The sequence below is a fragment of the Candidatus Lernaella stagnicola genome (genome assembly GCA_030765525.1).
Classification (GTDB): domain Bacteria; phylum Lernaellota; class Lernaellaia; order Lernaellales; family Lernaellaceae; genus Lernaella; species Lernaella stagnicola.
The window spans coordinates 345,338-364,909 of record JAVCCK010000027.1; the positions used below are offsets into that span (position 1 = coordinate 345,338).

The 19,572-nt window shown below is 60.7% G+C and carries 15 protein-coding genes; 9 read left to right on the plus strand and 6 right to left on the minus strand.

From position 1 onward, the window contains the following. Positions 1–69: 69 nt before the first annotated feature. Together P9L99_13230 and P9L99_13235 are read right to left on the minus strand one after the other, a co-directional pair. Positions 70–933: a hypothetical protein gene (locus P9L99_13230; protein MDP8224320.1), complete on the minus strand. Its 864-nt coding sequence runs from the start codon at positions 931–933 to the stop codon at positions 70–72. Between the two features lie 17 nt (positions 934–950). Continuing rightward, the gene (locus P9L99_13235; protein MDP8224321.1) at positions 951–3,581 is read right to left on the minus strand and encodes a TonB-dependent receptor; all 2,631 of its coding nucleotides are present in this window, start codon (positions 3,579–3,581) and stop codon (positions 951–953) included. A gap of 208 nt (positions 3,582–3,789) precedes the next feature. On the opposite strand from P9L99_13235, the gene P9L99_13240 reads away from it, so the two are divergent. The 4 genes from P9L99_13240 to P9L99_13255 all read left to right on the plus strand — a co-directional run bounded on the left by P9L99_13240 (position 3,790) and on the right by P9L99_13255 (position 8,287). Beyond that, positions 3,790–4,998, plus strand: a complete 1,209-nt coding sequence (locus P9L99_13240) for a PAS domain-containing sensor histidine kinase (GenBank protein MDP8224322.1) — start codon at positions 3,790–3,792, stop codon at positions 4,996–4,998. After that, on the plus strand, positions 4,995–5,645 hold the full coding sequence (locus tag P9L99_13245) for a response regulator transcription factor (GenBank protein ID MDP8224323.1): 651 nt from the start codon (positions 4,995–4,997) through the stop codon (positions 5,643–5,645). The genes P9L99_13240 and P9L99_13245 overlap by 4 nt, the downstream gene beginning before the upstream one ends. A gap of 705 nt (positions 5,646–6,350) precedes the next feature. Next, complete coding sequence (locus tag P9L99_13250; protein ID MDP8224324.1) at positions 6,351–7,193, plus strand: PHB depolymerase family esterase; 843 nt, start codon at positions 6,351–6,353, stop codon at positions 7,191–7,193. Positions 7,194–7,252: 59 nt separating this feature from the next. Beyond that, on the plus strand, positions 7,253–8,287 hold the full coding sequence (locus P9L99_13255; protein MDP8224325.1) for a DUF2804 domain-containing protein: 1,035 nt from the start codon (positions 7,253–7,255) through the stop codon (positions 8,285–8,287). Between the two features lie 3 nt (positions 8,288–8,290). Here the strand turns inward: P9L99_13255 and P9L99_13260 are convergent, their stop codons facing one another. After that, the gene (locus P9L99_13260) at positions 8,291–9,190 is read right to left on the minus strand and encodes a sensor domain-containing diguanylate cyclase (protein ID MDP8224326.1); all 900 of its coding nucleotides are present in this window, start codon (positions 9,188–9,190) and stop codon (positions 8,291–8,293) included. A gap of 99 nt (positions 9,191–9,289) precedes the next feature. Here P9L99_13260 and P9L99_13265 point away from each other — a divergent pair, with 99 nt between their 5' ends. Continuing rightward, entirely contained in the window at positions 9,290–10,318 is a 1,029-nt protein-coding gene (locus P9L99_13265; GenBank protein MDP8224327.1) for a hypothetical protein, read from the plus strand. Then, the gene (pseI, locus tag P9L99_13270; protein ID MDP8224328.1) at positions 10,315–11,373 is read left to right on the plus strand and encodes a pseudaminic acid synthase; all 1,059 of its coding nucleotides are present in this window, start codon (positions 10,315–10,317) and stop codon (positions 11,371–11,373) included. Before P9L99_13265 ends, pseI begins: the two co-directional genes overlap by 4 nt. A 6-nt stretch (positions 11,374–11,379) precedes the next feature. Here pseI and P9L99_13275 read toward each other — a convergent pair whose 3' ends face one another. Together P9L99_13275 and P9L99_13280 are read right to left on the minus strand one after the other, a co-directional pair. Then, positions 11,380–12,705, minus strand: a complete 1,326-nt coding sequence (locus tag P9L99_13275) for a hypothetical protein (protein ID MDP8224329.1) — start codon at positions 12,703–12,705, stop codon at positions 11,380–11,382. A gap of 233 nt (positions 12,706–12,938) precedes the next feature. After that, positions 12,939–15,251 (minus strand): DUF2961 domain-containing protein, encoded by a 2,313-nt coding sequence (locus P9L99_13280; GenBank protein ID MDP8224330.1) that lies wholly within the window; start codon positions 15,249–15,251, stop codon positions 12,939–12,941. A 79-nt stretch (positions 15,252–15,330) separates the two neighbouring features. Between P9L99_13280 and P9L99_13285 the strand changes: the two genes are divergently transcribed. Next, positions 15,331–17,610 (plus strand): hypothetical protein, encoded by a 2,280-nt coding sequence (locus tag P9L99_13285; protein ID MDP8224331.1) that lies wholly within the window; start codon positions 15,331–15,333, stop codon positions 17,608–17,610. A gap of 32 nt (positions 17,611–17,642) precedes the next feature. After that, the gene (locus tag P9L99_13290; GenBank protein MDP8224332.1) at positions 17,643–18,407 is read left to right on the plus strand and encodes an alpha/beta hydrolase; all 765 of its coding nucleotides are present in this window, start codon (positions 17,643–17,645) and stop codon (positions 18,405–18,407) included. A gap of 29 nt (positions 18,408–18,436) precedes the next feature. Here P9L99_13290 and P9L99_13295 read toward each other — a convergent pair whose 3' ends face one another. Then, entirely contained in the window at positions 18,437–18,598 is a 162-nt protein-coding gene (locus P9L99_13295; GenBank protein MDP8224333.1) for a hypothetical protein, read from the minus strand. A gap of 79 nt (positions 18,599–18,677) precedes the next feature. On the opposite strand from P9L99_13295, the gene P9L99_13300 reads away from it, so the two are divergent. Beyond that, positions 18,678–19,572, plus strand: an 895-nt coding sequence (locus tag P9L99_13300; GenBank protein ID MDP8224334.1) for an MMPL family transporter, incomplete at its 3' end; no start/stop codon positions are given.

The following is a 19,572-nucleotide window of genomic DNA, read 5'->3' on the forward strand; positions in this document are numbered from 1 at the left end:
CGCAACCAAAGGGAAGGAAAAGAGCCGGCCAGGTCGCTTCGGGCAAAATTGCCGACGAGTGCCGAGCCACTATTGCGCTTCGTATTCGTTGTAGTTGCAGTGTCCCTCCCCCGAGTGCCCCAGGGTGAACAGCGCCGCGACAAACGTTGCGTAGTCATCCGGATCCATCTGGGCGGCCATTTCGTCCTGATCGATCTCCAGCGCTCCGGCGGCGGCGAGATCGGCGAAGGCCTGGAAGCCGAGTGCTCCGGGATTAACGCCTTCGGGATTACCTAGGTCTTCGTAGTCGCCGAAGAGGTGATCGGAGTGAAAGGTTGTTTCCAGCGTGCCGTTGCCGCCCGCGTCTACGACGCCGGCGAATTCGTCATTGACTTCCTGATGGCAACTGGTGAACGTCATCTGTTCGTTCAGTTTGATCGTAAAGGCGATCGCATCGCTGTCTTTGGTCGCGACACCCTGCATAACGATCGAGTAGCCGGGGAAAAAGTCGCCTTCGCTTTGCACCATGTTGAAGGCTGCGTAATTGTAATTGCCGGCTGGCGCGGCCAGCGAGCCCACTTCCTGCGGACCGTCGCCTTCGGTCAGGTCCAATGTGTGAACACCGTCCAATGCCACGTGGGCCGCACCCTCCGGGATATCTTCGTGTGGATGGCCGGCGTGGGCGACGGTCAGCGCCTGTTCGTCGGTTTCTTCGGCCACTTGGATGCCGGTGAGACCGCTTAGGGTAATGTAGAAGTGATCGAAGCTGATCAGCCAACCGGTCTTGTCAACGAAACCCTCACGGATGAACTCTTCGCCGTTGGCGGTAAAAGTCAGGGTGCCGGTCATCCCGGCGCCGTCATCGTCGTCATCATCACCGCAGGCGGTGACGAGCAATGCGGCCGTAGCGATAAGCAGAAGGCCGACAATCAACCAAGCATTCAAACTTTTCATCGATGGCTCCTTTTTTGTCAGAATTTAGCGGTTACCGTCAGCCGGGACGAGAACGGCGTGCCCGGCGTCCAGTGAATTCCGTTGAGTGTTTCACCGTTGGGCTCCGGCCGCGTTTCGTATGAAAACACGGCGTCTTCCCATTCGGTGTCCAACACGTTATCGATTGCCAGTTCGACTCCCCAGGCGGGGGTGTCGTATCCGGCCACGAGATCAAGCACGTAATACGGCTCGGCCCAATCGCCTTGATCCAATTCGCGGGGTCCCATATAGCGGCCCCGCACCATGCCGCGCAGGCCCAGATCGTGCGACCAGCCGACGCCGTTGGTCATCAGGGTAATCGGCCCATTGGGGATACGGTCGCGCGATTCCACAAAGCGAGCCTCGACGTAGGATGCGTCGGTCGTTAGATACAACCACGGCAAGGGACTAACGCGGATCTCGCCGTCCAAACCGTTTCGTTGTGTTTCTTCCTTGGTCACCGACAGGCCGGTTTGCGGGTCGAAGACGAGGTCTTTTTCTTTGTTCACAAACCATGCGGCGGCGGCGAAGGTGACTCGCGTACCCCAAAAGAACACGCGCGTGCCGATTTCGCCGCCCCGGACCTTGGGAATTGTGGATTCGGGGGCATTGGCCATTTGCAGCGTCGTATTGGAGAAGAAACCCTCGCCGTAGTTGAGAAAGATGTTCCAAGGCTTCAGCGGCGTGAACACAACCGAGGCCTTCGGGCTGGCAATGGCTGCGGTTTCGCTCCAGTCGCGGCGAACGTCCTGCCGCGTATCGGCCAAGTTCGTATAGATGTTGAAAAAACGCTCGTCCTGCGTGCCCTCGCCTTCGTAAAAAAGAACGTCGTAACGCACCCCGGGGACCACGGTCAGCCAGGAGGTCAGCATCAGGTTTTCGCGCAACCAGAGGCCGAGGGAGTTTTCCGAAAACTGTAAATTGTTGATGACGTTCCAACGTTCCCGGTGGGCGGTGTTGCCGAGCAATTGGTCGACGAGGTCGTAACGCCACTGCACACCTACGGCGGTATCCCAAACGGTTTTACCCCAGGCGGCAGTGTTGCTGTAGCGTAGATTGACGCCTGTGACCGAGCGGTTATCGCGCATTTCCTGTTGGTCGCCGCGTTCCGGATTAAGCAAGTAAAAGGTGTAGTTCGACCAGATCGTCGTGCGCTTGTAATCGTACCATCCCTGCAGGCGCAGGTTGTTGCCCCCGTCGGCCCAATCCGCGGTCAGGCCAACGAGTTGACGATTGGATGCGACGCGATCGGAGGTGTCCAGTGAGCCGTAGCGATCCAGTCGGCCGTCCTTGACCCATTTTTCGGGCACGACGTCGGTCGCGGCGCTGTCCTGGCCGTAGTGGTTGCTCATCAGATTGATCGTCCACTCGTCGCGCAAAAACGTGTGCCCGGTGTTGGCACGGTAGGCGTCGGAGTCCCCCGGATCGGTGTAGCCGTCGCTGTGGTCGGTTTCCGCCGCGCCGACGAGCAAGTAGGGCTTTTCCACACTGAACGAGCTCATCACCCGCGCGGTGCCGAACATGCCGGCGGTGGCCCCGATCGTATTTTGCGGCGCGTGTCGACGCGGCACGAAATTGATCGCCCCGGCGGTGGCGAAGTTGCCGAATTCGGGGTCGTACGGTCCCTTAATGACACGGATCATGTCGATGGTTTCGGGTATTAAGAAGTGCAAATCCAGGTAGCCGTGCCCATGCACCTGCGAAGGCTCGTTGAGTGGGATGCCATCGAGGTAGGCGGCCAGGTCTTGTCCATGCTCGGCGTCGAAACCGCGCAGGAAGTACTGATAGGCTTTGGCGCCGCCGGTGTGCTGGGAAACGTGGACGCCGGGGATGACACGTACGAGGTCGCTCGGATTGCAGCGGGGAAAATTCCGGAAATCACGGTCGCGAACTTCACGGTCCGAGGCCGCCGTCCAGTCGCGTTTTTCCTGAACGGTGACTTCCTGCAATTCGATATCCCCCGGCTTCTGGGCGGTATCGACGTCGACGACGGTTTGGGCGTCTCCCTCATCTTCGCCGATCGGTGTGATCTGCGGCTTGCCGTCGGGTCCGAACCGGGTTTGAAGATCCGGCATGCCATCCGCGTTCAAATCCTCCAACACCAAGCGCGGCTTTTCGTCGGCGTCGTAGAACGTCCAACGATCGACACGCCCGGCGGCGGACCGATCCTCCTCCGTACGGACGTGGCGGTTGCCCTCGATATAATGCGTGGTTTCAAAAATCCCGTCGCCGTTTCCGTCAAGCGCCTGGCGGGTTAACAAGCCACCTTCGTAGCTTTCCCGCACGTCGACGCGGCCGTCGCGGTTGACGTCCATGCGCCCGCGTACGATCTCTCCATCCTCCACGTCCAACCAGATATCGACGCGGCCGTCGAAATCGCCGTCGCGTTCCTGCCGCACCAGGTTCCCTTGTTGGTAGTGGTTGAATGCGTCGGCGCGACCGTCCCCGTTGGTGTCCCACTCCATGTAGACGAGACGGCCGGCTCCATCACGCAGGATCTTGGCTCCCTGTGTTGGAACGGAAGAATCACCGGATAGGGCCGGAGCGTGTCCGCCGTGCGCCTGGGCGATGGACACTCCAGCGGCGACGAAGCACGAAATTACGATCCACAAGGCGAAAAACTTTCTCACGATGTCACCTGACCCGTAGCAATTACCCGACCGGGTGTTACGATTATCATAGACGTGTTATTGAGTCAACTCGCTTAATTAGCGTTTTCACTGAAAACATGCAGATTGCCGAGATCCAGTCACACTTCGCTTATTTTCGTAATACGGTTTTTACCCGCGGCGTCGGACGCGTGGACCGCCGGACGCTTTTCGACATACAATATCGGTTATGATTTATCTTTTGATTGGCAGCGTCTTGTTTAATGTTGCGCTATTGGCCGCCTGGTTCTACGCCGGGTGGCAGCGCAGCGGCGGTCGCCCGGACCAGGACGTTTTACAGGCCAGCGAAGAACTGTACCGAGTGGTGGCCGAGAATGCGACGGACATTCTTTGGACGATGGATTTGAAGGGGTGTTTCACGTTTGTCAATTCGTCGGTCAAACGCGTGCTAGGTTACGAGCCGGAAGACGCGTTGGCAATGGCGATTGCGGACATCCTGACCCCGGAGGCTTTCGCCGAGGGCTCGCGGCTGACGATCGAATACGAGCGACTCCATCGCCCGGCGGAAATGCGGGGGCAAAAGCCGCTGGTGCTGGAATTGGAGCACGTTCGCGCCGACGACACGCTGGTCTGGTGCGAAATCAACCTTCGTTTTCTCGTCGACGAGGACGGCACGCCGCGCGGTTATATCGGTGTGACGCGCGAAATCAGCGAACGCAAGAAGACCGAAGCGCAGCTTCTTTCGTACCAAAAGCAATTGCGGGAAATGGCCTCGCAGATGTCCTTGGTGGCCGAGCGCGAGCGCCATACGATCGCCGAGGAGTTGCACGACCGCATCGGTCAGACGCTGGCGGTGGCGAAAATTCAATTGCAGACGTTGCACCGAAGCGCCGCCGATAAGCAGTTGGCTGATTCATTACGCGGCTCGATCGAACTGGTCGACCAAACGATGCGGGAATCGCGCAGCCTGACGTTCGAACTAAGCCCGCCGATTTTGTACGAATTCGGATTGGTGGCCGCCACCGAATGGTATCTGGAAAAAATGGAACAACGGTATGGAATACGTTGTACCTTCGTGTCAACGGCGGAACGTCGCAAGTTAAACGACGAATACCGACTGCTTTTGTTTCGCGTGGTGCGCGAGCTATTGCATAACGTGATCAAGCATGCGCAGGCCGATCGCATCGACGTAACCGTTCGCACGGAAAACGATCGGCTATTGATCGAAATCGCCGATGACGGTATTGGATTTGTACCGGAATCGCTCAATGAGCGCTATCAAGACGCCGATTCAGGGTTCGGCCTATTCAGTGTCCGCGAACGCATCGAGTATTTGAACGGCAACGTGACCATTGATTCGCAACCCGGCACTGGTACGCGAGTGGTGATGGACGTGCCGTTTTCGGCGGGATTCGATCCGGAGTGGGAGGGAGAATGAATATCAGAATATTGCTGGCCGACGACCATCAAATCGTGCGAGAGGGGTTGCGCGCCTTGCTGGAAACCGAACCGGATTTCGTCATTGTCGCCGAAGCCGAAAACGGCATGGACGCCATCGCCATGACCCACCGCCTGGCGCCGGATGTGGTGATCATGGACATTGCGATGCCGGATATTTCCGGTATCGAGGCCACGCGCGGCATCAAACGGGATCTGCCCGAGGTGAAGGTGATCGCGCTTTCGATGCATGATGAGAAACGATTTGTCCGGGAAATGCTAAAGGCGGGGGCCAGCGGTTATCTACTTAAGGACGCCGCATTTCAGGAACTTACGCAAGCGATCAAGTTGGTCATGGACGGCAAAACCTATTTGAGCCCGGAAATCAGCGGCGTGCTCGTCGAGGACTACGTCGACAGCGTAGACAACGGCGTGAAGGGGGCCGATATCCTGGGGCCGCGCGAGCGACAAGTGCTGACCTTGCTGGCCGAAGGCAAGGCGACGCGCGAAATCGCCGAGCATCTCGCCATTGGCGTGAAAACCGTCGAGACCTACCGGCACCGCATCATGCATAAACTCGGTCTGCGCACGGTGGCCGAACTCACGAAGTTCGCCATCCGCGAAGGTTTGACCACCCTCGACCGCTAACCCAGCCCGCCGGAACGCGCGCACAAAGGAAGGCACCCGCCGTGCCTAGGTGTTGTTCAGATTGGTGGCAAATGGGAGGAGAAGGGAGGTCCCGGGTGTCAATGCGGTGGTGCGTAATCTAAGATGTACCCGGGACCCATAAGGCATTGTGTGACGGGTTGCCTTTGGTGTCGTAATAATGAGGTCGCCGCGTTGTTTATTCCTAGCTGCTATTACCGTCCGGCGCCCGATGGCTTTCCGGAGCGGCGACCCGTCTTAAAGACCGAACAAACCGAATTTTTTCTCGATGCTTAATCTCTGTCGCTTACAATCTCGGTGTTGTTCAGACCTTATCTTCCTATGGAGCGATGGTCATCCAATAAATCCCTGATGCTCGTTTTCAATGCGCTTTCAATTGCGGCTATTGTCATCCGATGCGCTCCGATGCTATACACTATTCACGGATCATGCCAAAAACTCCGAAACAATAAAAAAAACAGTAATAGCAACTATTTGTGATTTGTTGGAGCGATTGAAGTGGTTGAAACCAACGTGCGTTTTTTGAGCGAGTGTGCGAATACGGCACACTTTAGTTGTGCCGTTTCCGCACACCCTCGGTAGGAGGAAGGTATGAGAACCCGCCCTTCACGCGCCGCAATTATTTCATTTATCCTATTGTTTTCAATAGCTTGGATGGAAACTCCGGCTGCGGGAGGATCCACGAGGGTGATCGACGGCTCTTTCTCCCACGCGGGCCGGACACGGCAGTACCGGCTCGTCATTCCTCCGGCCTATGACGGCAAAACCGCACTGCCGTTGGTCATGGTGTTCCACGGCGGTGGCGGTAATGCCAGGCGCGCGGAACAAACCACCGGCTTTTCTCAAAAAGCGATTCGGGAGGGCTTTTTCGTCGTGTATCCGGAGGGCGTCGGCCGGCTGCCCACGCGCCACAAGCTGCTGACGTGGAATACGGGAAATTGTTGCGGCTACGCAAAGGAAATCAACAGCGATGACGTAGGGTTTGTGCGCAAGCTGTTGGTCACCCTGAAACAAGACTACCGCATCGATGCCAAGCGCGTCTTCGCCACCGGCATCTCCAACGGCGGCATGATGGCCTATCGCCTCGGCTGCGAAATGGCGGGGGAGATAGCGGCCGTCGCGCCGGTGGCCGGGGCGATGAACGTCTCCACCTGCGGGCCGGGAGCACCGGTTTCGGTGATCGTTTTTCACGGCGTACGCGATAACCGCGTCCTGTATTCGGGCGGCGCGCCCCGCGTGCAAATCGACCCTCATCCGCGGGTGGATCGTCCCGTTTCCTACGCCGCGTCTTTTTGGGCGGCTCACAACGGCTGCGATGCGCAACCGCAACGCCTCGAACAGGGGATGATCCTGCACGAGACCTACACGAGTTGCCGACCGGGCGTGGGTTTGGAAGTCTATACGTTGAAAAACGGGCGCCACGCCTGGCCCGGCGGGCAGCGCGCCTGGGTGGGCGGCGACGAACCGAGTCGGGAGATCTCGGCGACCGATTTGATGTGGGACTTTTTCCGCCGGCATCCGCGGCCATGAACGCGGCAGGACGATTCCTCGGTAAAAACCGCGCGCCGATTCAAGCGTAGGGGACGATGATGCAGCACGAAATCATGGAATGCGGACCGTTATTGAACGAGCGCGGCGAATTGGCGCAACGCGGTTTTGCGCGGCGGCCCTTGCTCGACTACAACCCGGAAAACGTGCGCGTATCGCGATTCGGTTTCTGGAACCGCCTCCGCTTGAAGGAATGGGATTACTACGGCATCACGACGCACGACTGGTTTTTGGGCACCGCGGTTTCCCATGCCGGTTTTGCCGGTGTGGTGTTTGTCTATTTCATCGATTTTGCGGTAGGCACGATCGAAGAGGGACTGGTTGTCACACCGCTGGGTCGCGGGTGTCGACTGCCGCGGCAGAGCACCGAGGGTGATGTCGCGTTTCGCGGCGGCGGCGTATCGCTTCACTTCCAGCGCGAGGCGGAAAGCCGCACGCTACGGATCGACTGGCCGCGCCTGAAATCGGGCCGCGCCCTTCACTTGGAAGCAAACCTCGCTCATCCCACCGGGTGGGAGTCGATCGTGATGGCGACTCCGATCGGCGAACGCGGCTTCTACTACAACGAGAAAATCAATTGCCTGGCCGCCCGCGGCGAGCTGACCGTCGGCGAACGGCGCTTCACGTTGGAGCCCGACAGCGCGGCGGGTACCATCGATTGGGGTCGCGGGGTCTGGGCCTACCGCACGTTTTGGAACTGGGCCAGCGCGTCGGGGCGTTTGCCGAACGGGACGCCCTTCGGGTTGAACCTCGGCTCGGGCTTCGGGGACCTATCGGCGGCAACCGAGAACTGCTTTTTCCTCGACGGCCGCTTGCACAAAATTGGTTGGGTGAACATCCGTTACAATCCGGGCGATTACCTGCAGCCGTGGCGCTTCACCGACGAAGAAGGCCGTTTGGACCTCACGCTGCACCCCATCTACGACCGCATCGACAAAACGGAAATGGGCATCGTGGCATCGCAGGCGCACCAGGTATTCGGCCGCTACGAGGGCCGTGTGGTGACCGACGAGGGCAAGACGGTGGACGTGCGCGATTTGACCGGGTGGGCCGAAGAAGTGCGGAACCGGTGGTGAGGCTCAATCCACACTAACGCGATTGCGGCCCTTCTTCTTACTGCGATACATCAACTCGTCGGCGCGACTCACGAGCGTTTCGGCGTCGTCGGAATCCTTCACCAAGCTGGCGCCGACCGAGACGGTAACCGAGAGCTTTTTTTCGTTCCACGGCAAGAAAGACTCGGCCACCAGCATGCGAAAGCGCTCAGCCAATCCCTCCATCGCGCTGCGGTCCACGTTGGCGGCCACAACGACGAATTCTTCGCCGCCCCAACGGCCCGGAAAATCATAGGAACGGCTCGCGCCGCGTAAGGTTCCGGCCACCATTTTCAGGACGGCGTCGCCGGCCTCGTGACCATAGCTGTCGTTGAATGTTTTAAAATGGTCGACGTCGAAAAACATCACGCCGAAGGGCCAGCGCAATCGTTCGTATTCGCCGAACCGCCCATCAAGGACCCGGCCGGTGGCACGGCGGTTGGGCAAGCCGGTTAATGGATCGATCATCGCCTCTCGCTCGAGCTGCACCAACTGATCGATTAGTTCGATTTTCTGGCGGTTGTCGCGAAATACCTCGACGGCGCCGATGATGTTGCCGTCTTTGTCGCGACGAGGGCTGACCCGTACGTTGACCGGCACGCGGTGGCCGTCTTTATGATGCAAAAACACGTCGACCTCGCGCGGTAGCCCGTCTTGAAGAGTGGCATGCAAGGGGCACCCCCCGAAGCACAATTGGTTACCGTCCGCATCCACATGGCACAACAGGTTATCGGCGCAACTGTGGCCCACAACCTCGGCGGAGCCGAAGCCGGAAAGCTCTTCGGCAGCTCGGTTCCAATATTGAATACGGCGATTGTGGTCGACGAAGTACACGCCGTCGTATAGCGATTCCAACAAATCGCGATAGAAATGGTTGTCACTCATTAATTTTCTCTCCAGCACACATGCCGATTAACCTTAGGATCGCGTTGCCAACCAGGCAACGCCTAAGTACATTGGTTTTCGGAGTTTTGACGAAAGACCATGAGTATCTTGGCGCCACTATTGTTTCGTTGTGACGCCGGGCCGCAGATCGGCCTGGGGCACGTGGTGCGCTGCCTCGCGTTGGCCGAAGCGTTTTTAAACCGCGGGCATGCGGTGGAATTCGTTTCCGATTTCGGCGGCTTGGAATGGCCTGCGCGGCAGCTTGCCGAACGCGGCCTACCGCATGCGCCGCCGCAAGATCCCTCCCCGGCCCACCTGGTCGCGTACGCGGCGGAAAAAGGCGCGGCGGCGGTGATCGTCGATTCCTATCAACCGACGAGCGACGACTTGGCGGCCCTCTGCGGGCATGGATTTGTGGTCGCCGCCCTCGACGACGAGGCCAAGCGCGCCCTGCCCGTGGATGTGCTGATCAACCAAAACCTCGGTGCGGAAAAGCTGCCCTACGAAACCCGCGCCGATACCATGAAGCTGCTCGGTTCGGAATACGCCCTGCTGCGTCGCGAACTCATCACCGCGCGTGAACGCGGCCTGCAGCGCGAGCATCCGCTTGTGGCGATGAATGTCGCGCTGATGATGGGCGGCACCGACCCGCGCGGCCTGGCGGTCACGGCGTTGCAGGCGCTGGCCGCCACGAAATGGCCGCTGACGGTGCGCTGGATCGCTTCCCGCCTACCGGCCGATGTGCCGGATTTGCCGACACTGGAAATCGAAGTAGTAGCCGGGGCCGACGACGTCGCGCCGCATTTTCTGTGGTGCGATCTGGCCTTGAGCGCCGCCGGTTCCACCGCGTGGGAGCTGGCCTGCCTGGGTGCGCCGATGGCGCTGGTATCGGCTTTCGCCAATCAACAAATCATCTATGACAATCTATTGCGCGCCGGGGCTGCGGCCGGGTTGGGCGGCGCGGCCGATGCCGAACCGACCGCTTGGTGCGACAAGTTGATACCGCTTTTGGAAGACGCGACGCTGCGGGGCCATTTATCGCGCACGGCGGCGGTGCTCGTGGATGGCAAGGGCGCCGAACGGGTGGCGGCGGCAATTTGGTCTTGCGTGGAAAAGGAGAAGGCATGAACACGACGGTGCGCGTGAGCGATAGAGAAATCGGGCCGGGGCTTCCGACCTTCATCATCGCGGAGATGTCGGCCAATCACGGCCACGATTACGAACGCGCGGTGCAAGTCATTCGCGCCGCCAAGCAGGCCGGCGCCGATGCGATCAAGCTGCAGACCTACACGCCCGACACGATGACATTGGACTGCCGCGGCGAGCATTTCACCGTGCAGGGAACCGCGTGGCACGGCCGCAACCTGTACGAGTTGTACGGCGAGGCGTACACGCCGTGGGAATGGCAGCCGAAACTGCAAGAAGTGGCGCGCGAGGAAGGGCTGATTTTCTTCTCGACGCCGTTTGATGCGACGGCCGTGGATTTTCTCGAAGAATTGCAGGTGCCGGTATTCAAAGTGGCGTCGTTTGAGATCGTCGATATCCCGCTACTGCTGAAAATCGCCGCGACCGGCAAGCCCGTGATTATGTCGACGGGCATGGCGACACTCGCCGAGATTACCGAAGCCGTGACGGCGCTCGCGGACGGCGGCTGCCGCGACTTGGTGCTGCTCAAGTGCACGAGCGCGTATCCCGCCTCGCCCGAAGAGATGCACCTGCGCACGATCACCGATTTGCGCGAACGCTTCGGCGTTCCCATCGGCCTTTCCGATCACACCCTCGAAGTGACGATGCCCGCCGCGGCGGTGGCCCTGGGCGCGTGTGTGGTCGAGAAACACTTCACCCTCGATCGCGGAAGCGGCGGACCGGATAGTCATTTTTCCCTGCAGCCCGATGAGTTCGCGGCGATGGTCAAAGCGGTGCGCACCGTGGAGAAGGCGCTGGGCGAAGTGCGCTACGGCGTCAAGGGTGAGGAAGACAAGCAGGTGATGTTCCGCCGGTCGGTGTTCGTGGCGCAGGATATTCGCGCCGGGGAAACGTTGACTCCCGAAAACGTGCGCGTCGTGCGACCGGGTGTCGGGCTGCACCCGCGCGACTACGCAGCGGTGCTCGGCAAACGCGCCGCCGTAGATATCAAGCGCGGCACACCGCTTTCGTGGGAGATGGTCGAGCGCGAGTCGTAACCGGCCTCACGGTGCGATGGGACGGGCGCGCCACTGGTCCCACACCTCCAGCGCGGGCTTGGGCGCCAGTTCGAAATCCAGCATGCCCATGCCTCCCCAATGCAGCCACGCGGGCAGCAATTCGGCCTCGTAAACCGCCTCGTACAAGAGGCACCACAACCCCGCCGATTGGCACGGGCAGTTTTCGATCATGTGCGCCGGAAGAAAATCGCGAAACGACCACCACGTGACCAATTCCGAGTCCATGGCCTGCGCGTCGGCCAGCAGTCGCTCCAGATACGCGATCTGCTCCGCGTCGTCGCCGTTCAACAACGACATACAGGGGTCGGCAAGTTCCGGATACGGGATCGTCACGGGCCGGTTGCTGTAACCGGTTTCGCCGAACACCACGGGCAGACCGCTTTCCGCGCCGATGGCGGTGAAGTAGTCGGCGGGAATTTCGAGCCAATCGTATTGCGAGAAGGCCGGGTAGGAACTGATGCCGATACGGTCTTGCTGCAGATCCGCGACCTTGGCCAGGTTCGCCCGCAGGCACGCGCGGTCGCCGATGGCGCACGCGTCGTCGATGTACCCCCATAGAAAATCGGCGGCGAAAGTCCCGAAAATCGGCAACTCCGGCGCCAGCGCTTTTTCTTGCTCGTACACCTCGTTGAGCAAATCGACGAGCGACGCGTACTCGTCGGGGCAGTTGTAATCGTAGATATCCATCTCGATGCAATGGGTCAGCCACTGCGGCTCAAACAAGTCGACCATATAGCGAACGTAGTTCTTGTAAGCGGTGCGCAACCCCGCCGCATCGGGACCGGTGCCGAAGTCGAAGCACCCGGCTACGGGGTACGGTTCTGTTTCCAGGTGATCGCTGATGATCTTAGTCAGCGGCGCTACGGCGCTGCGCATGCCGTCCAGCGGGGTGAGATTCAAGTAGACGACGACGCCCAGATCGTCGGCCATCTGCTTGATTTCTTCCATCTCGGCGACCCACAACGGCGGCAGGGGATCGCCGGTCGCGAACTCCCGCCAGGGCTTGCCGAAGAAATCCATGTGGACCGAAAGCGCGTCGACGTGGCCGGCAAAACCCGCGGTGTCGTATTCGTCGGTGATGTAATCGGAGCCGAATTCATACTGGTACCCGGCCGCGGCCAAATAGAACGAACGCGGCGGGCCGGTGTCGTTGTCATTGTCGTCATCATTGTCGTCGTCATCGACCGTATCGTCGTCATTGTTGTCATCGTCATCGTCGTCGTCGTCGTCGTCGTCGTCGCAGGCTGTCACCGCAACGGTCGCCGCTAAAGCAAGCAAAAGCAGCAAGATCACGAAAAACACGCGTCGCATCACAACACCTCCTCGGCGGCTGCAATTCTAACCCATTTCACGCGACTACATTAGTGTGCAGGTGCGCTCGGTCGCGCCAAAGATCCGTAGGATTAAACGCGCGTCGGTTTCACCGGCACCACGACGCTGGACCGCGGCGATTTCGGCATGAACTACAACCGCAAATCGAACACCGAGGGCGTAAGTGTGTTGGGCATGACGGTCGAGATCGTGTTGAACATTCAGGCCGTGCGCTAGCGTCCGCAACCGTCGGCGTCGTCGTTGTTGTCGTCCGAGGTTGACGCTCCGGCATTGTCGTTGTTGTCGTCGTCATCGTCGGTGGGGCCGTCGTTATCGTCGGTGGGGCCGTCGTTATCATTGTCGTCGTCGTCGGACTCGCCCGCGGTGATGGTGATGTTCAGCGGATTGCTCGTCATCTCGCCGGTGCGGGCCAAGACCGTCACGTTGCCCGGCGTAAGCGCCATAAGCGTGCCGTGGTTCACTTCCGCCAAACCCGGCGGCGACAATTCGTAATCCACCCAACCCGCGACGCACACCGCCCGGCCGGTGGGATACTCGCCGCGCACGTCCAACGCCACAGCCTCGCCCACCACAAGCTGCGTCACCGGCGCGCCGAGCGTTAGCTGCGTGAGCCGCGTCAACAGCGGCCGCTTCCAAGAATAAATCCAATAGCGGTACTGCGAGAAAGACGCGGCCCGCTGAATCGGCACGTTGACCAGTTCGATATCAACTTGCGATTTGCCGCGCGTGAACGCCGCCGGTATGTCGAAAACCTCGTCGCGCCACCGCTTGAAGATATTGCGATACGCCGATCGCCACAGGCCGACATCCTGCCCGTCGACCACCACCCGCACTGCCTCGCGACCCAATAGCTGGTCGCGGCGTCGCACGATGCGCAGGCCGTCGTTATGCGGATTGACCGCCGCCGTGAAGCCGACGCGCCCCGCCGAGCGGTACCCCGAGTCGATGATCGGATCCAGATCGTGATCGCCCTCGTAGCAAAACAAGTCGTAGCCGGTGGGCGCATCGTCCGTGCCGTAATAGGCGAAGCGGTTTTCCGCCTCGGGTTCGCCGACGTCGAAGGTCGCCTCCAGCACCAGCGCGGGCTCATCCACGTGGTAATGAAAGGTGACGCTGCGGTAATCTTCATCGGTCAAGCCGTTCGCCGAATCGTGCTCGATGGAGAAGACGACGCCGTTGAAATAGGTGAGCGCGTCGCCCACATGCAACCGATACATCCCTGCGGTATCCCAGTCGCCTTCCCGCACGTGCATGGGGAAGCCGTGGGTCGGCAGCGAGAACATGCCGCGGTCGAAATACCACCCGCCGTTGTAATAGTCCTCGGTGCCCGTGCCGTGCAGCGTAGGCGTGCGCAGGCCGTCGGGATAGAAGCGCTCGTCCCCCTCCAAGTAGCCGCGACCGTAATCGGCGCCGGAGATCTGCACGACGCCCACGATCTTCCCCTGCCCGCCGGTGCGCAGAAAGGGGTGGTCGGCGCCCATCTGCGGCGGGCGGCTCTCGGAAACCGTGGCCGTGAACGTTCCCGCGTAATCGTCCGGGACGGCGTCACTCACGCCGACTTCGATGGTGAACACGCGGGAGTTGTCACCGTCGTTGATCAAGGAAATCTTCGCGGCGGTGAAATAGGGCATCGGGAAAAAGGAATAGAGCGTGCCCTCGAACTGCCCGACAAGCAGGGACGTCACGTCGTAACCGGCATGGTCCGCGCCGAAAAACAGCCCCAGCGGCACATCGACCGTCGGCTCCAGCGCACCGTCGAAGACGGCCACGAGACGCACATCGGTCAGCAGGTCGTTGTCGAACGCGTTGGGCGTGAGTCGTAACGACGCGATTTGCCCCGCGCCCTCGGCCTCCAGCAGCGTGACCGCGCCGCCACAGGGGACCGTCACGCTCGTGGCCGCGTACGCCACGCCGGTGGTGTCCTTGGGGTCTTGTCCGGCGGCGTCGGGATCGTACAACGCGCGGGCCTCATCGTAGTTTTCCTCGCCGGAGAATGCGTCGACCGGCGTGCCGGGCGGGTATTGCTGCGCGTTGAAGTTGTAGAAGAATATACGCCCGGTCGTGCCGATCACCAGGCGGTCCTGGTAACAAATCGGCACGTAGTTGACGAACCCCCCGCTGGAGGCGTCGTCGTCCCAGGTAAGCGGCGGCGCGAAAGGAGCGCATTGCCCGGCGAACAATCCCTGGTGGTCGAAGTCGACGACCGGCGTGTCCATGTCATCGACGTAGATCACGAGGTTCGCCCATTCGTTCAATAACGTGAACCACATGCGATACACGCAACCGGGCCCCTCGGCATCGAAGAGCACATGCATATCGGGCCGCCGGTAGAGGCGTGAAAAGACGCTGGTGAAACCGTCGTTGTTCCTGCCGGAGCGGTCGAAACTGGAGGCGCCAAAGGAGTGAACGCCGAGTTCGATTTCCGGCAGCGCCCACAGGTCGGTCATGCGATCCAACCCGTTAACCTGCCCGGCAGCCGGGACCGCCGCGATCAACAACAAAACAGCAATGAAGAGACGTCGCATCTGCGTAATCCTCACCGGAGTTGTTGTTGTGAATGCAATGGCTAATATAGCATGAACAAACAAACGGGATACCAACGTGATGAATAAACGCCCCCAACGACTCCAACTAATTTTGATGGCAATCCTCGCAATTCTGTTACTGATGGCCGCGTGCGCCGATGATGACGACGACAACGACGACGACGCGATTGACGCGGGCGACGACGACGATGACGACAACGACGATAACGACGACGACAATGACGATGATAACGACAACGACGATGACGACAACGACGACACCGCCCCCGCCCCACCGCAAAACGGTGCGCTGCGCTGGGGAAAGTACGTCTGCCCCGACGCGCATGCCGGTACGCCCGTCCGAATGGGAACTTACAACCTGCACGGCGGCAACGAGGCGACGGCCGCTGAAATCGCGGCGGGCCTGGCCGACCACCTACCCTTCGATTTGCTGGCGCTGCAGGAAAGCTCCCTTGACTACGCTACGGACATCGCGACGATTCTCGGCATGGACCTGTTCTTCTACGACGGGCGCGCGCTGCTTTCGTTTACGCCCTTGGTCGACCCCTTCGGTCACCCCTTCGTCAACGGCCGCAGCATCGTGCACGCCACGACGACCATCGGCGGCGCGGAGATTTCCGTCTACGCCACTCACCTGAGTTGGAACGACGACGGCGACCTGCAATGCCGCGAGTTCGTCGATGAATTCCTCGCGGTCGATACCGTGCCGCGGGTTCTTGTCGGCGGCGATTTCAACGACGAGCCGGGCTCGACGCAGTTCGACATTCTGTTTGAAGTTATGGCCGACGCGTGGTCCTCGCTGGGCTTGCCGCCCTCTCACCGGGTGAGTTGGCCCGCCAACTATTTCTACGGCAGCGAAGGCCAGCAACTGATCGACAATATCTTGTTCAACAAAGACGCGGGCGCATGCGCCACGGCCGGGGATGTCATCAACTTTTCGCCGCCGCTTTCGGACCATAAGCCGGCCTTTGCCACGATCGTGTTTCCCGACACACCGGCGGCGTCCGCGCCCATGCTGCTGGACGTGATGTTCGGCCTCGGACCTGACAAAATCGGTCTGGTGTTCGACAAGCCGCTGGAGGAAATCGAAGTGAGCGGCGGCGACCGTTGGAGCGTCGCAGATGCCGTGCCCCTGGGCGACGGCTTCATTATCGAAGTGCAGGCCGAAAACGCCTTCGCGCCCGACGCGGTTTACACGGCGGTGGTCGCTTCGGTGGTCGACGCGGACGGCGGCGTCTGGCAACTCAACGAAAGCCGGGACTTCACCTATCGTGAAAACCTGCTGGAAAACGGCGGCGCGGAAGGTGGCGATGCCGCGTGGGCGCTGGACAACATGCAATCGCACGACGACTTCTGGAACGTGTCGCCCTTGGCCGGTGAACGGTTCTTTGCCGGCGTTTCTTTGCTGCACGACCGCGGCTATGCCGTCCAGGAAATCGACGTGAGCGCCTACGACGCCGCCATCAATGAAGGGCGGGCGTACGTGGAGTTCAGCGGCGCATGCCGGACGGGCTACATGACCGATAACGGCTCGAGCGTCGCCCGGCCGTACGACGAAGCCGAGGCGATCGTCGACCTGCTTGACGACGCCGGCCGCGTGTTGCGCTCGGTTAGTTCGCGCCGCTTCGACACACTTTACTGGCAACCGTGGCGCGTCGAGGCGGAAATGCCCCCAGGAACCCGGCGGGCGCGTGTTCGCTTGCGGGCGATGGGCGGGATGTTCGGCCTGCTGTACAACGCCGCGTCCTTTGACGCGCTGGCGTTATCGGTGGCGGTCGTCGACGAGCCGCACGGCGTCGTGGGCCCCAACCTGGTTGCCGAACCGGCTTTCGATCAGCACTTGGCGGCGTGGGAGCGTGACGGCCTCGTGTTCGCCGGGCGCGACTTGTGGCTGGGTCCGATTTCGCCGGCCAATTTTCAATCGTATTCGGGCGACTACTGGCTGGCGGGCGTCTATTTCAGCGACGACGCGGCATCACCGCGACTGAGGCAGTCGATCAGCCTCGCGCCTTACGACGAGTGGATCGAGGCCGGGCGCTTGTCGCTGCGTTTCGGCGCGGCGCTGCGAAGCCTTGTGGGGTGGGCCAAAGTGTCGGCTACGTTGCAGTTGTTCGACGAGGGTGGCGACCCGGTGACGACGCTTCTCGAATTGGGTCCGTCGGCCGCCGCGGAATGGTTCGCGTTTGAACAAACGGTCGCGGTGCCGGTGGCTGCGGCGAGTGCCGAAGTGGAATTCCGCGTCGAGCCGGTTGCCGGGCAGCCGGTCGATGTCGGTCTTTTCAACGTGCCGCTCCTGCTGCCGTTAGTGGACGCGACGGCGGATCGTCGGTCATACTGAATCGATCACACGACAACGACCCGGAGCCGAATATGCTCGAATCGCTCGTTCGCCGGTTTCTGTATTACCCGACGCAACTGGACCCGAACGCTCTACCGCCGCCCTACGCCGCGGGCGCCGAGGAAGTGTGGATCGACACGCCGGAACAAAACCGCATCCACGCGCTGTACTGGCCTGCTGCTGCCGAACGGCCGACGATTCTGTTTTTTCACGGCAACGCCCAAACCGTGTTCGAATGGGCGCTGATTCGCCAGGAACTTGCGCCGCTCGATTGCGGCCTGCTGCTGGTCGATTACCCGGGTTACGGCAAGAGCCACGGCGAACCCAGCGAGCCGGCCAATTACGACGCCGGGCGCGGCGCGTTCGCTTGGCTGACTGAGTCGGCGGGCGTGCCGGTGGGGCGGATCGTCGTGTTCGGCAAAAGCCTCGGCGGCGGCGTCACAACCGAAATCGCGCAGGAGCAAGACCTGCTCGGCGTGATTCTCGAATCGACGTTTACCTCCATCCCGGCCGTGATGCGGCAGTTGATGCCCATGCTGCCCGGCGGCGGCTTGATGAAATCCGAAATCTACGACTCGCAGGCCAAGATCAAATCGATTCATGTGCCGGTGCTGGTCGTGCACGGCACGGTCGATGAGATCATTCCTTTTGAAGAAGGGAAGAAACTGTTCGCCGCGGCCAACGAACCAAAAGAAAATTACTGGATCCCGGGCGCCGGTCACAACGACGTGTCCTACACCGCGGGCGCCGCGTACGGGCAGCGTTTGCGCGCGTGGCTCGACGCCCTATCCGGGTGAGCCATCAGCAGGGCCGGTGACGCCCTCGATTAGGTACACCCGCCGCTGTCATCATCATCATCATCGGCGTCATCATCGTCATCGTCGTCACCGATAGTGTCGTTATCGTCATTATCGTCGTCGCCAATTGTGTCGTCGTCGTCACCGATTGTGTCGTCGTCACCGATTGTATCGTCGTCATCCACCGGCAACGGCTGCACCCTCGCCGATGCAACTTGCCGCGGCGGTCGGTCGTGCTAGTATCGGACGATTTTTTCGCGGGGGAACGACGTGCCGCACCGCTTGGCTGCCTTCATTTACGATCGCGCGTGGTGGATCATCGCCGCCTGTCTTCTGGTGACACTGGGGATGGCGTCGCGGCTACCGCTTTTGGAAGTAAAGGACACCGTCGAGCATTTCTTTTTGGATGGCGACCCCAGCCTGAATTACTACCACCGTTTTTTAGACCAATTTGAGTCGGACGAGTTTTTCCTCGTGGCGTTCGCAACCCAGGACGCCTACGGCGAAGAGACGTTGGCGGTCGTCCGCGATCTGACCGCGCGCCTCGAGAAGATCGAGAACATCGAGCAGGTCATCAGCTTGACCAATGTCGATGACATCCGGTCCAGCGGCGATGAACTCGACGTGGCGCCCTTGATCGGCGACCGAAGCCTGAACGCGGCGGAGCGGGCCGACGTTCTTCAGCGCGCCCAGCGCAACCCGATGATCGTGGGCAGCATCGTCGCGCCCGACGGCCGTGCCGTGGCCGTGTTCGGCCGCACCAAGCGCATCCCCGACGACTCGCAATACCGCAAGGCGCTCACGGCCGAGGTGTACGAAGCGATTGCGGCGGCGGTTCCCAAAGACACGCGCGCCTTCGCGGCGGGCGGGCCGGTTTTCTACACCGAATACGTGCAGTTCGTGCAGCGGGACTTAAGAACCTTCACGCCGCTGAGCATGGCGGTGCTGTCGCTGCTGATGATTGTCGTGTATCGCAAATGGCGCGCCGTGTGGCTGCCGATGGTGTGCATTTTGATCGCGCTGATTTGGACGCTCGGCGTGCTGCAACTGATGAACCGCTCGCTGAATCTGGTCACGAACATCATCCCGCCGCTCGTGCTGGTCATCGGCCTGGCGGTGATCGTACACGTGCTCAACCGGTACGAAGAGGCGTATCGACGCATCG

Bases quoted from the DNA above. Each gene is read 5' to 3' on its own strand.
- P9L99_13245 (MDP8224323.1), top strand. From the start codon at position 4,995: ATGAATATCAGAATATTGCTGGCCGACGACCATCAAATCGTGCGAGAG.
- P9L99_13265 (MDP8224327.1), top strand. From the start codon at position 9,290: ATGAGTATCTTGGCGCCACTATTGTTTCGTTGTGACGCCGGGCCGCAG.
- P9L99_13255 (MDP8224325.1), top strand. From the start codon at position 7,253: ATGCAGCACGAAATCATGGAATGCGGACCGTTATTGAACGAGCGCGGC.
- P9L99_13280 (MDP8224330.1), bottom strand. From the start codon at position 15,251: ATGCGACGTCTCTTCATTGCTGTTTTGTTGTTGATCGCGGCGGTCCCG.
- P9L99_13240 (MDP8224322.1), top strand. From the start codon at position 3,790: ATGATTTATCTTTTGATTGGCAGCGTCTTGTTTAATGTTGCGCTATTG.
- P9L99_13285 (MDP8224331.1), top strand. From the start codon at position 15,331: ATGAATAAACGCCCCCAACGACTCCAACTAATTTTGATGGCAATCCTC.
- P9L99_13275 (MDP8224329.1), bottom strand. From the start codon at position 12,705: ATGCGACGCGTGTTTTTCGTGATCTTGCTGCTTTTGCTTGCTTTAGCG.
- pseI (MDP8224328.1), top strand. From the start codon at position 10,315: ATGAACACGACGGTGCGCGTGAGCGATAGAGAAATCGGGCCGGGGCTT.
- P9L99_13230 (MDP8224320.1), bottom strand. From the start codon at position 933: ATGAAAAGTTTGAATGCTTGGTTGATTGTCGGCCTTCTGCTTATCGCT.
- P9L99_13260 (MDP8224326.1), bottom strand. From the start codon at position 9,190: ATGAGTGACAACCATTTCTATCGCGATTTGTTGGAATCGCTATACGAC.
- P9L99_13290 (MDP8224332.1), top strand. From the start codon at position 17,643: ATGCTCGAATCGCTCGTTCGCCGGTTTCTGTATTACCCGACGCAACTG.